Source organism: Candidatus Margulisiibacteriota bacterium, from assembly GCA_028715625.1.
Taxonomy (GTDB): domain Bacteria; phylum Margulisbacteria; class Riflemargulisbacteria; order GWF2-35-9; family GWF2-35-9; genus JAQURL01.
The window spans coordinates 1-14,619 of sequence record JAQURL010000027.1 but is presented as its reverse complement, the minus strand read 5'-3'; the positions used below and the strand labels follow the sequence as shown (position 1 = coordinate 14,619).

Here is a 14,619-nt window from a genome sequence, read left to right as displayed (position 1 = left end):
TACGGTTTATAAACATACTCGACGCAAAATGAAATTGCGGCGAGGCGCCAAGGAGTGAGCCACGGAGGTGTGCTTATAGCACATTGAGGAGGCGAACGACAAAGGCAACAAAGCCGCAAACCATTTTGCTAAGAGTTTAAGCCCGGGTAGCTCAGTCGGTAGAGCAGAGGACTGAAAATCCTTGTGTCGGTGGTTCAATTCCGCCCCCGGGCACCATCCACACTTATAACTAGGTTTTTCCAATGGGGCTTCGCCCCCTTCGGCGCTCACTGCGTTCGCTGAACCCCCTTTTTCGCTTAAGGCGGAAAACCAAAGGGTTTCTTTCCCTTTGGAAACCCTTACTCAACCGCAGAACTTATTACAAGATTACGCTTACAAAATCAACTGTAGCTCTATGTTCCCAAGTTGACTATCTATCGGATGGATAATGAATTTATTTATATACGTAGACTGCCGCGCCGACTTGTCTCGGTGAAGCCCGATAGGGCGAAGACGGAAGTCGCATGACGAAGGCGGGCATATAAATAATTTTACGAAATTTTCTCAGCTACGACTCGGCAAGCCAAATATGCATTACGTCTACATAATAAATTCGATATCTAATCCATCAAGATTCTATATTGGGTATACTGAAAATCTTGAACAACGACTATTGGCTCATAATGAGGGCCAAGTCCCACACACCTCTAAATTTTCACCATGGAAAATAAAAACTTATATTGCTTTCGAAAACAAACAACAAGCAATAGATTTTGAAAAATACTTGAAAACTTCTTCAGGGAGAGCATTTAGTATAAAACGACTCTAAATCGCTGTTTATACCAATTTTACACAACCAACTGTAGCTCTATGTTTCCAAGTTGACTATCTATCGGATTTACTATACTTTAACTCATGAATTAAACCGTCACGACGTTTTGTGTCGGCGGACCATCTTACAATTCGGTTCAGTTAATTTTTAATTCACCGGCCAAGATAAAATGATCGGAGTATTCATTATCGATAATTTTTACATCAGTTACAGCGATGTCGGAACTTACATATAAATGGTCCAAAGTACGATGAGAATAATGTGTTTCAGCGGTTTTTATATAATTAAAAACCTTTCTGAATTGAGGTATATTTTTTTCAATAATTTCTGGTGAATGATTAAAATCACCTATGCAGACAGACTGTTGAGTATTTTTTTGTAATTTCTGGTTTAAGGAAGACCACATTTTTTTCCATTCTTTAGAAGAGAATTCAAAATGATAAGTACTGAGCAGGTGCACATTGTTAATATTTATTATTCCGGTGGGTAAAATAATTTTTGTAGAAAGCAACCCTTTATCTTGAACAGTCCAACCTTCCGGCATACTAATAACTGCCGGCTTGTAACCGAGCACTCCTTTTTCTTCCAAAATTGGATACCTAGATAAAGTCAGATTCCCCATCAATGCCCCTTTAACATTATGGTTATCACTCATCGCAAATTGGCTAAAGTAAGGGTAATCTAAATACTCGGCCAATGCTTTTGCTTGATTATAGGGGCCACTTACAACTTCCTGCAGACAAAGAATATCAAAATTATAAAATTTTAAGTTATTGGCAAGGCTCTGTGTGTACTCTGGAATGTATTTAGCGGAATCAAGCCCCTCATGTCCGGCATTTTTACTTTTACGATCAACTTTTATGGCACTGTTTATGTTGAATGAAGCCAGACTAAAATATGGACAGGAAATAATCTTTTTTTGCATATAATCCTCTTTGCAGCTTCTTGCGAGATATTTACATGAAATATATCGTATTTAAAAATTTAAAATTGCATTTTGGTATAACTATTTGCTAGATCGTTGTCCTTTGTAAAATTTGAGCATTGAATTTGTGCATTTGTATTAAATGGCGCCTTGCGAAAGAGCCGTAGAATTCGCATTTCGTATTTCAAGCGCTTATCGGAGGTGGAGATTCGGACATTTGCGAACGTAGCGTGGCCGAGCCTGGATGGCGAGGCAGCGAGATCAGCCAGAGGCTGAGTTCGAAGCGTCAGCGAAGTAAGCATTATGGATGAACGACACCGCAGATTAGCGCAAGAGATTTCTTTTTGTTACTTTTTCTTTACGATTAAAGAAAAAGTTAATGGATTTGCCGTTCTTTTCCTAAAAGAACATAATAAATATTCAATTCATAAAATTTTTATAGTATGATAAGGTAATCGGGGTAAAATAAGTTATGTCCAAAAAAATATTAATTGTAGATGACGCCACATTTGTTCGTGTAAGACTGGGAAATTCCGTCAAAAAAATAGGCTACGAACCTGTGTTTGCCGAGAATGGTAAGGTAGCCATAGAACAATATGTTAAAGAAAAACCCGATGTTGTTTTTATGGACATCTCCATGCCGGTTATGGATGGGATCAGTTCGCTTAAAGAAATTATTAAGGCCGATCCGCAAGCCAGAATTATAATGCTAACCAATGAGGCTCAGCAGAAAACTATTATAGAAGCTCTACAGTGCGGTGCGAAAATGTATCTGGTCAAACCCTTTGACGATAACGTGATTGCCCAGAGCGTCAATGAAGTCTTAAGCAAATAATTTATTTTAAACGTCATCCCGAGCGCAGTCGAGGGATCTTTCCTTCCAAAAATGATAAGTAATTCAGATTCCTCCACTTCGGTCGGAATGACGGGATAAAAATTTTTACATCATGCCTGTTAATGTATTAAACCTATAATTCTCTTGCCCAGGATTTCTTTGGCTTCGGCTTCGTAGATTACCATCGGATAACTGCCTTTGGGCAACCGGTTGCCGGACTGGTCCACACCATCCCATTCGATTTCGTTTGCTCCTGCACGACCGCCATTCTGACCTTTGAAATAATGACCTTCATACATTATTTTCCCGAAAATATTGTATATTTTTATTATTATATTTCTATGGTCATTTAAGAAATAATAAATCACGGTTTTCTCTTTATTACTGTTAAACGGATTCGGATAATTGGACAGATTTGATAGTTTTTTATCCGGCATACTGGTTGATATTGGTTCATCCGCTACCAGATAATCGGAATATAAACCCGCAGTATTTAGCGCTCTGACTTTATAATAATATGAAGTATATTCTTTCAGGTTCTTTATATCCGCGCGCACTGCATTGCCTGTAATTGTTGCCTGAAGCACCCAGCGTGGGTCTTCCCCTAACCTGCTGTAAACTTCAACAAGCTGAATACCAGACACATCTTCAATTATATTCCCCCAATAAACAGCGTGTTTTATTTCGCTTCCTGTCTTTATTTGTGTAACATCCAGTTTGGCATTCTCAAATTTAGGTTTTGTCAAATCGGCAATTACCGACCAGCTGAAAATTTCACTGTTCAATCCGCCGGCATTCAATCCCTTGATACTGACCATATATTCCTTACTGTGTTCAAAAGGAATAGTGAGCAGGGACAAATATTTAACCACAGCTGACTGATCTGCAATAACGGAAGTGTAATTTTCAAACGATGTCGGAAGCATGGCCGTCCAGTTTTGCAGTATTCTACCGCCTGCTTTTTCGTATATCTGACAGAGGACATCCAGATCACCGTCATTTTTGTTGGATGTGACTATTACATTAAAAGAAACCGTATTGTTTACATAATTCATTTTATAAGCCCTGACTTTATGCGGATAACTTGCGCTGCGTATAGCAAGCTGGTCAGTTTCATAAACACTTTTGGTCTGTTTGTTGGTGGAGGCTATGGCTATCTGTTGATTGAATCCCATTCTTATTGTTGAATTATAGTCGCTGCCTACATCTGTATAAACTGTCAAAGCTGAGATTGATTCTGTTATGACTAGAGGAGTAGCAAAGTTCAAAACATTTTCTCCCTGTTGTACGGTTTTAACGCAGAGAATGTATACAGGATTACCGATAGTAACCTTTAATTTCAGTTGATCTATATTGATACCTGTATAGTTAACTGACAGGATCAAAGCGCTAATCGTTGTCGGGCCATGGTCAGTATTTAGCAGGATATTGAACATAGGATTATCCTGCGTGTGTTCAAAAAGTGCATCATCAATCAGATTGTTCAGAGAAACTGTCAAATAAGGTTTATACGGCCAAATATTCCATGTATTAACAAATTCGGCTATATTATTTTCCAACATTTCGCTGTTGATATCAAGCCCTATGGATTTCGTGCTTTCCAAAGTAATACTAAAAGTACTGACATTCGCTGTAGTAAAGGCTAAGTCTCCGACAATATAAAAATTCTGTTCCGACTCATTTAATAAATAATACGACGTAAAATTCAGGCTCAAAGTTGATTGATTATGACCGAGATTGGAGAGCAGCAGTTCATCATAATCCAGGCTATACAGAGAGCCTTCGATATTTTTCTTGTATAATTTCAGATTGGTCAGGGCCTGGTCCGGGAAATTTTCCGATTTTTTAAGACCGATCATAGACAAATATGATTTCCCTTTGACCACACGCAAACTGAAATCCGCCAGCACCACTCCGCTATCACCTATTGTAATATCTTTGGACGGAACACTAAAAGTTTTTAGAAGAACTTTATTTCTTTGTTTGGCGATAGTAACAACTGTGCTTTGCACAGGGAAATTGATTGTGTTGATCTGGGCGCCAGGGCTTAATAAAATATCGTCATTACCTATGTATATACTGAACTGATTACCTACAACGGCGTTCTGATTAATATTCATTACCAGCAAATATTTAGATCCGGCTTGTGCAGGAACTTCGCTGTTGTTAAATTTTAGCGTTGTTTTCTTATTTTTCAGCGATCCTTTATTGGTAAGAGCTATGATGGATTCATTGTCCTGATCCGAGATTTTGCCGATATAAATACTGTCTATATCTTCATCAAAAACATTGCCGCTGAGAGTAATCCTTACTCTGTCCAGATAAGCAAAGCTGGTATTATTATTCAAAGTGACGTACATGACTGGAATATCTACGTCCCCCACTAACAATTGGCTGACCGGCTGATTGACTGTGACCAGTTTGATGATCGGAACATAAATATTTACGATCGCGTCTCCACCCAGCAAAGTCTCGGCATCATGCATGGTGAGTGCCTGGAAAGAAGAGTTATCATTACGTGTAACTGTTACCTGAAAAAATGCTTTACCGCTGTATGACTCGTCTCTGGGGATATTGACAGTAGCCAGATAATAAGTGCCGTTAATATTGTCCGTAGACATTAATACCGGCTGTAAGGACAGCGGTGTACCGTTTTGCAGGATAAGGTTCAGGCTGGGAATATTGTCTGTTATTGTTCTCTTGTCTTTAATATTCAAAGTTACACTCAACTCACCCGGCATTATCGAAGTACCCTGATTGTTATTAATGACAGCGTATTGAACAATTCCCAGCTCATCAGGCCTGAATTCAATAGAAGCGTATACGTTCTGGCTGGAAAAGTTTCCTGCTTTGTCCCTGACCCACAAATAAATTATTCTGGTACCGGATTGCAGATTACGCAGCATATATTCGCTGGGCTTTATTAATGTCCATTTAGGATCATTTAATGACGGTTTTGTGGAATACTCCTCTCCCATTATCCAGGCGTAATAATCAGCATTATCGTCAATATCTACGTTCACAATAAAATCATTGGTTTTAAATTCCGACCTTGTGTCTTTGTCATAAACCCTGAACCCTGTAGGTAAACTTATCTGGGTATCTATGATTATGTCCTTGTAACCGGCAATATTTACATAATTTGCGCTGACATAATTCAGGGCCTGCTGATTGCTCTTGGTGAGCATCATTTCAAACCGCGCCTGGCCATCGTAAGCTGCAACCGGTATATTCAGAGTGGTCAGATAATCAGAGCCTATATTGTCAGCGGTAACCAGCGCATAAAAATTCAAAGTAATATAATTGTCACTTACCTTCAACCATACCTGCGGTGTAGCTACATTAAAATCCTGAATATTAACCGTAATCATTAAAGTACCGGCTTTGACAAAACTGTTATCTAAAATAACCGAAGCGTAAGATTCCAAACCCTGGACCTGCGGATTATACATAATCGACGCGCTAACCGGCCGATCAGTTATATTGCCGGCATTATCCCGTGCCCACATATAAACTGTCTTGGTCTCCACCACAATGTTCTTGAAAATGTATTCCGTAGGCAACTGGTAAACCCAACGGTTATCATTAAGCAACGGTTTATCCTTCAGGCTGCTGTCTTCTCCCGTTATCCAGGCCACATGGTCAGAAGTAATATCATAACGAAGTCCTACCCTGAAATCATTAGTCTCGTCAGTAATAATCGGGTTATCCTTGTCATACAGGACAAAGTTGGCAGGATTATTGATCAGAGTATCAATAATTACTCGAGGACGTCCGGCTATATAGGTTGTACTGTAAACATCACTGGTTATAGTTAACACAGACCAGTTATCCCTGGTCACAGCAACCCAGAAATAAGCCGCTCCATCACAATTATTATCGGAAGGTATATTCATTGTCGCTAAATAGTTGATACCTTTATCTGCTTTCTCCATACTGAAAACATTGATTTTCACAGGATTAACGGAAATTGTTGCCGCCGTGTAATGAATAAGGATATCCGGGGTCTGTCTGAATGCGGCAGCAACATCAAAATTAACAGTAACAACATAATCGCCGGCACGCAGATATTCGCGGGCCACGTCTATCCTGACGAAATTACTGTACAATGTACCGATATCCTCGCTACTGATTAGTCCTATTCCAGTTCCGCTTTGCTCACTGAGCCTGTTTTGCACATTTCCGGCATTATCCGTAGCGCATACGCTAAATGTAACTCTGGGGACTGTTCCGTTTAAAGCGCTTATATTAATAGTCCCGACCCACAAGGCTCGGCTCGGACTGACAGCCTGAATATCTACATTACCTGTAACCAGCCCGTCATTCATAAACAGACGCAAATCCGGAGTAATATCCAGCTCTTCGTCTACATTCAGGGTCAGTTGATAAATATTCGGGCTTCTGAGGCCATCCCAAAACCCGGTCAGTTTAAGAGTAGGCTTGGTCCTGTCCAAAATAATATTAAAGCTGACTGCTGCTTTATTAATATTTCCAGCCTGGTCCTGCACAAACAGATAAACTTTTTTGAGGCCGTCATCACTGTTTCTGAAAGCATATTCAAACGGTTTGTCCGCTCTCCAGTAATCATTTGTCGGCGTGGGATTATTAGTAACGATTTCACTTAAAAGCCATTTGCGCGTGTCCGCATCAGCAGTGATAGCAACCCTGGGAATATTATCGTTTGTATAATCAGTACGACCGGTCTCATAATCATATATTTTCAATTCCGGTGTAGAGATCTGTGTATCCAGAAAAACTCTGGAAGATCCGGCTATATAGGTCATACTATACACATCGCTGGTTATACTGATAATTGTCCAGTTGTCTTTTGTAACTCTAATCCAAAAAAATCCTGTTCCGTCTTTGCTACTGTCGGCGGGTACATTCATTGTTACATAATAATTAATACCCTTGTCTGCTGTAGCTATTTTTTTAATATTCAGTTTTGACTGGCTATTTGAAGTACCGGTATTACTATAATGTATTAATATATCCGGAGTTTGCCTGAAGACCGATTGGACATCAAAGTTGACGGTTACTTCATACTCTCCTGCCATCAGATATTCTTTATCCAGATCGATCCTGACAAAATTACTATAAAGTGTTCCAATGTCTGTTGAAACCATTACACCGATTCCTGTACCACTGATGGAATTAAATCTGTTCTGCATGTTTCCGGCGTTATCCGTAACTGTAACGCTGAAGGTTACTACAGGTATTGCCCCATTCAAGGCCGCTACATTAATCGTGGCCACCCACAGTGCCTTATTCGCGCTTGCTGCTCTCAAGTCTAGCTTGCCGCTAATCAGGCCTTCATTCATGGTTACTCTCAAGTCCGGAGTTATATCCACGGCTTCATCAATATTCAAAGTAACGAAATATATATCCTGATTTGTAAGACCGTCCCAGAATCCTGTCAGGTCAAGGTTCGGTTTTGTTTGGTCCAGATAAATGCTTACACTGACAACTCCGCCGTTAATGTTGCCCGCAGCGTCCTGTACCCAAAGATAAATTGTGCGAAGTCCGTCCCCATGGCCTATAAAACCATACTCCACAGGTTTTTCCGACTTCCAGTAAACATTATCTATCGCCGGATTGCTACTTACTATTTCGCTCAAAATCCATTTTCGGACATCAGCATCAGCAGTAATGGAAACTCGCGGTAAATTGTCATTGGTAAAATCAGTCCTGCCGCTCTCAAAGTCATATATTTGCAACTGTGGCGTAGTGATCTGAGTATCCAACGCAACTCTTGGTCTGCCGCCGATGTAGGCAGCGCTTAATATATCGCTGGTAATAGCCACAAGCTGACCGTTATCTTTGATCACCGTAACCTGCATATAGGCAGTTCCATCCTTACTGCCATCATTAGGAACATTCAGGGAAACAATGTAGCTGACCCCCACAACATTCTGCGTAACAATACTCCTGATATTCAAAGTTGTGTAACTGCCTATATCTGTATGGTGAAGGCGGATAAGCGGAGTTCTGATAAAAGGCTGATTTATATTAAAATTAACAGTTACATCATAATCGCCGGCTTTCAGATATTCCTTTTCAATTTCCACTTTTACCATGTTCCCGTAAATTGAACCGTATTCTTCGGCCCAGGACAAATTAATCCGTTTTTCGATCTGTGTAGTGAGGTTTCCTGCTTTATCCTGTAATAGCAGATTGAATGTAATTTTGGAATCAATGACATTAGTCAGCTGTGACACATCCAGTATTCCTGTCCATACAGAACTATTGGTTATGCCCGTTGTCCAGACAACATTGCCGGTTATGATCCCGTCTATAAGAACGCTTAATGTTGGCCTAACATCGGTTATCTCGCTGACATCCAGAGTAACAAAATACGCGTTTCTGGATATAGCACTGTTATAAAATTCATAGAGAGTGGCTGTCGGCGCAACAGTATCATAAATAATAGACTGACTGACCGCAACATTGCTAATATTGCCTGCTCTATCCTTGGTCCACAAATATAGAATTTTCGAACCATTAAGAACGTCTTTAAAAGTATATTCCTGCGGACTGAGGCTGGCCCACTTTTCATTATTTGGAGACGGTTTGTAGTCCTGTTTTTCATTCAACAGCCAGAAAGCATTATCCTGATCTTGTGAAACGGTTATCCCCGGACGCAGATCATTTGTGTAATCGTTGCGCAGTGTTTCCTGATCAAAAATTACAAAGGACGGAGTATTTATCTGGGTATCCAGAATAAAACTGTTGTCTCCGTTTACCTGCTCCTGAACATTTAAGGCATCATCTGTGATCCTCACCCTGAAAGTTACCAGTCCCTGCGGATCGTTGGTAACAATGTTGAACGAACTTGTATATATATTATTACCCTGATTTGTTAACATCATATTCATTGTCAGATTGCCGGTATAAATCATCTGCAGCGTGGGAGTAATCACAGTATTCTCGCCTACAGAGAGTGTTAACCTTACCTCCCCTACGCTTATATAATTTGTTTTGGACAATTGTATAGTTGCCTGAGGAGCAAGCGTATCCAGGATAATGTCTGCGGACACTACATTTTTATTAATATTTCTGGCCGCGTCCTGGATCCAGACATAAACTTTTCTACTGCCGTTTTCACCGGGCTGCAAAGTATAGGACAAAGGCTTAACTTCTTGCCAGCCGGTCGCGTTCCATGCCGGTTTGGAACTCTGTGTTTCACTGACGAGCCATTTTACTGCCGTATTATCGTTGCCGATATTTATCGAGACAACATATTCATTGCTGTAAATAGGATCACCACTCTGCCTGTCTGTAATATTCAATGTCGGGTCTGCCAGTGTGATCAAAACGTTAAAAGTAACTAATCCTGAAAAGCCCTGGCTGAGATTTCCGGCATAGTCTCTGGCAGAAATATGCAGGCTGCAAATTCCTTCCGGGAATGTATCCAGAATGTTGATAAGACCTGTCCAGTAATTCTGAGTGCCACGCACAAAATCTACAGAATGTGTAGTGTGGTCATAGGTCTCAAAATAAACCAACGGTGTTTCAATGGTAAATTCCGACACATTAAGGGTTATCTGATATTGACCTATAGCCAGATTAGGATAGCTATCTATGGAAACCACGTTAATAACCGGTGGAGTTTTATCTATTATCAACGATTTGACCGCCACTGTAACATTGTCAGCATCGTCACGCACAGAAATATTCAAAGTTGCACCCCTGTTAAGTCCCAGAGTTTCGCCAATAAAAAGTTCTCCTGTGTATTGCAGGGCATTCAGCTTTGTTAAATTCAGGGTCGCAGTTAAATCCCCTATAAAAGTAACTTCCGGTTGCCTGCTTATAACCTCGCTGATATTGAGAGTTATATTAAGGGTGGTATCATTGAGATATAAATCCGGAAAAGTTGTGTAATTCACTACCGGCTGAACTGTATCCACTATAAAACGGAACTGTCCGCTCAGGTTGTTATTCATGTTCCCTGCCAGGTCTGTATATTGAGATTGAATAAGCGCTTCACCGTTGGAGGCGGTTACAGGCAGCACAAATGTTCCCACGAAATAATTATCGCTGACCTTGCTAACTGTCACTAAGTTATTGGGCTGGCCATAACCAAATAGCGTATAGCTGAGCGTGATTGTTTGAATAGCCTCGCTTAAATTGACCGAAATATTAACTGTACCCGCCTTCACATATGGATAGGGAGACATCAGTATCTCAGCTGTGGGTTTGATGTTATCAAAATAAATGCTCCTTGTAGGTGAAACAGCTATATTCCCTGCCATGTCCTGTACCCATAGACGTACGTTTCTGGTACCGTTTTGTTCACTGCTTAGAGTATACTGAGCTGGTTTCTGGGCCAGCCACTGGGCATCTTCATAGTCGGGAGTCACATTCAAGGTATCGCTTAAATACCATTTATAAATATCACTATCCACGTTAATGCTTACATTAATAACGCGTGACTTGGCGTACTGTGCCGATAAAGTTTCCGGATCATAAACATCAAAGATTGCACTAAGCGGAGGTGTCCTGTCTACTATAAAATTAACCGGGCCTTCATTAATATATTGCTGAATATTTCTGGCATTGTCTATAACCAGCACGCTGAATGTAGCGACCCCTTCCGGTATCGACGCCGACACATTCAGTGTTGCCGACCAGACAAAATGACTGGAATCAGCAGGTACAATATCAAGAGTAATTGCTGACTGCCCGAAAAATTGTACATAAAAATTGGGAGTAAAAACAAGCGGCAGCACTTCACTGCCGACATTCAGGGTAAGCGGATATACACCTTGTTTGATATAGTTTCTATAGTTAAATACTAATGTTGTTTTCGGCTGAGTATCATCGTAAAAAATATTAGCGCTCACTACTCCGACGTTCACATTCCTGTAAGGATCCTGTACCCACAAGTAAAGTTTTTTATATTCATTGACCACATTCTTGAAAGTAAAGCGGTTAGGTTTATCCGATACCCATCCCGAACTATTCCATGTAGGCTGTGTTTCTTGAGTGTCGCTCACCATCCATTTTATAGCTTTATCATCACCTGCTATACGCACTCCCACAACAAAATCATTTGCATAATTTGCGCTCAGCGTATCCGTATCATACATTTCAAACAGTGTTGGGTTAGGCATAACCGTATCTATACTAAATGTCGGGTTCCCAAAAATTCCTGTTAAAATATTTTCGGCCTTATCCTGAGCCAGAATGTCAAATGTAACTCTGGCGTTTTCATCCCAGGGGCCGACATAAAATTCTCCTGTCCATAAAACATTAGAGGTCCCGACCTTTGTTAAGGTTACGCTGCGGACGATCCGGGTCGGAGTACCCTGATTGACTGTAACCGCGAAGGTCATTTGCGGGTTGGAAATAAGAACCTCGCTGAACAGGACTGTAAGATTATGGGTGCCAATCCCGAAAATACTATTATCCAAAGTTATCTGGGCGGTAGGTGCTGTGGTATCCAGAATAATTCCCCTGGTAATAACTGTTGTATTCACATTGCCGGCTGTATCTTTTACCCAAAAAACCACTGTTTTCATTCCGTCGCCGGAACTTAACCGATAAACACCGGTATAACTGCTGCTTACCTTCCAGGCGTCGTCTGAACTTAACGGCCTGCTAAAATAAGCCTGGTTTTCAGTAATAATGTAAGAATCGGCATATTGAGCTGAAATAATATTCAGAGAGCAGTCAAGCGAATTTGAATAAAGATCATAGTACAGCCCTGCGTTCAAATCAGTAATATTAAATGAGGGATTCGGCACAACTGAAATATTGTAGGTACTTCTGTTATTTATAAGTTGTGTCTGATTACCTGCTTTGTCATAAACCTGAATATTAAATGTAGCTGTTCCGATAGGAGTATTACTGTCGACAGACAAAACTCCTGTAAAATTATTGTAAAAACCATTACTGTCTGCGACACCCGCGCCGGACAGAATAATGTTCCTCTGGGCCTGGTTCGCATATTGAATGGTAAGCTGCGGGACCTCTTTGATGGCTTCGGAAATATTTACTGTCAGAATATGATCCTGCGCGTGAAGATTTATTAACCCTTCATTTATAAATAACTGAGCAACGGGTATGCTGCGGTCAACCAGAATAGTAGCATTGCGCGTACCCAGATTCCTCACGCTACCGGCACCCCTTACCCAGATATTAAGAGTAACCGGGGATTCTGCTCCTTCTGGAGAAAGAACATCAGGGATATAATAATTACTCACATTAAAATTATCTACTGGCGCTAAAGGAATCGCATTATTTATTTCATCTAAAGCAGGGAAATTACTCAAATTAGAGGTAACCAGGTAATATGTAGCCAGCAGAGCCCTGTCTATTTCCAGATTAACGAAACGAGAATTTGTATAGGCATAGCGATTGGCATTAAAAACATTATCAACATCTGTAATCTTCATGGTTATGGATTCAATGGATGTAGCTACATCAAAAGTTACATTACCAAGCATCCTGGGATCATTGGCCGAACTATTGCCCAGAACTCCTGTGTTCCCGATAAAATCTTCAATATCCATTCTGAAATAATAACGTCCGTCTCCGAACAAACCATCAACGGTAAATGTCGCATGCATTTGTTTGGTGCTGTCAAATAAAACATTTGTCAGGGTATTAAATTCTGCGGGATTATTAATTTTCACAGCTTTTAAGATCAGGTTGGTCGTATTGATTATTTCGTTGAAGTTGATAGTCAGGTGTACCTGCTGGACTGTATAGTACAGATTGTTTGGCGTAGGGGTATCCATAATTATGGTCGCTGTCGGCAGTAACGAATCATAGTTAATACTTGCATATTTCTGGACAGAAAAATTTCCGGCCAAATCTTTGGTCCAGGCGTAAATTTCATGCAGTCCCTGTGTGCCATCATGGTCCATAGTGACAGGCCTAACAGCCGACCAGCTGATAATATATGCAGGTTCAATACCTGAATTGGTTGTCAGGTAATAGCCGACAATGGTCAATTCGGAGGTATTCAGGGTTAAATTAAACGGACGGTCGTTAGTTAAATAGGTAATCAGCGGACTTTCTTTGTCATACATGTTGAAAACTGAAACAACCGGAGGTATCGTGTCTATATCTAATGTTGTTATCCCCTGATTGACAGCTGTGGTTACACTGCCCGCATTATCGGTAATCCTGATATTAAAGGTCAGTCTGCCGTTAGTAAAAATGTCGGTTACCGGCAGGATGGAAGTATAGATACTTCTGCTTGCCGAAGTAGGCAGCATATTCAGGTTATAGGTGCTGCCTCCGACTGTATAAAAAAGATCAGGAGTGCTGATCAGATTTTCACCGATATTCAATGTTAAACTGATATTGCCGGTAGACACCCAGCCGTATTTGGCCATGCTAAATGTAATGTATGGCAGAGACGGATCAAAATAAATTGATTTACTGATAATATCCTGATTAATATTGCCGGCCATATCCATTATCCAGAGGAACAATTCTCTACGTCCCTCAGCAGTCCCTGTCAATCGGTTTATTGTAGGCTTTACGTTTGTCCATTCAGCAGCCGCAGGGTTCGGCCGGTATGAACTGTTTTCCGTAATCAGAAAATAGTTAGCAGCATCGGCGGTAACAGACAGATAATTGTTAAGAGTATCTGTAACCCAGTTGTAGCCGCTGTTGTATCCGGTTATCAATAAACTGCCTGTGGGTGCCTGCGTATCAAAGTCTATATTCGTGGAAACGTAAGAAGAAATATTTCCGGCCCTGTCCTTGACCCACAAATAAATATTCCTTGTCCCCTGATCATTTCCGCTGAGTACATAGTATGCTGGCTCGTTAATCCAGTTCTGATCAAATTCATCCGGAGTTGCTGTATCCTCTTTCATGAAATATTTAAAATAATCAGCGTCTTTTTTTATTGTTACATTTAAAGTTAAAGTATTGGAAAAACCTGGCAAATTTTCAGGCTTGTTAAATCCCGCTGACCAGATATTTAATGTCGGTTTAACCGGGGCCAGGGTATCAAATGTGATTGTCCTGATAACGTTATCAGGGAAAACCCTCGTTACATTCAGAACATTATCAGTAATTACTATATCC

At 40.5% G+C, this 14,619-nt stretch carries 4 protein-coding genes and 1 tRNA gene; 3 read left to right on the top strand and 2 right to left on the bottom strand.

The genetic code is table 11. The annotated features are described in order from the left end of the window. Window positions 1-140 precede the first annotated feature (140 nt). Window positions 141-216: transfer RNA gene (locus tag PHV30_05775), tRNA-Phe, on the top strand. A 352-nt stretch (window positions 217-568) separates the two neighbouring features. Continuing rightward, the gene (locus PHV30_05770) at window positions 569-808 is read left to right on the top strand and encodes a GIY-YIG nuclease family protein (protein MDD5456525.1); all 240 of its coding nucleotides are present in this window, start codon (window positions 569-571) and stop codon (window positions 806-808) included. A 139-nt stretch (window positions 809-947) separates the two neighbouring features. On the opposite strand, the gene PHV30_05765 is transcribed toward PHV30_05770, so the two are convergent. Next, complete coding sequence (locus tag PHV30_05765) at window positions 948-1,736, bottom strand: endonuclease/exonuclease/phosphatase family protein (GenBank protein ID MDD5456524.1); 789 nt, start codon at window positions 1,734-1,736, stop codon at window positions 948-950. A 472-nt stretch (window positions 1,737-2,208) separates the two neighbouring features. Here PHV30_05765 and PHV30_05760 point away from each other — a divergent pair, with 472 nt between their 5' ends. Further along, on the top strand, window positions 2,209-2,571 hold the full coding sequence (locus tag PHV30_05760; GenBank protein ID MDD5456523.1) for a response regulator: 363 nt from the start codon (window positions 2,209-2,211) through the stop codon (window positions 2,569-2,571). 119 nt (window positions 2,572-2,690) lie between these two features. Here the strand turns inward: PHV30_05760 and PHV30_05755 are convergent, their stop codons facing one another. Next, the gene (locus tag PHV30_05755) at window positions 2,691-14,477 is read right to left on the bottom strand and encodes a hypothetical protein (protein MDD5456522.1); all 11,787 of its coding nucleotides are present in this window, start codon (window positions 14,475-14,477) and stop codon (window positions 2,691-2,693) included. Window positions 14,478-14,619 lie beyond the last annotated feature (142 nt).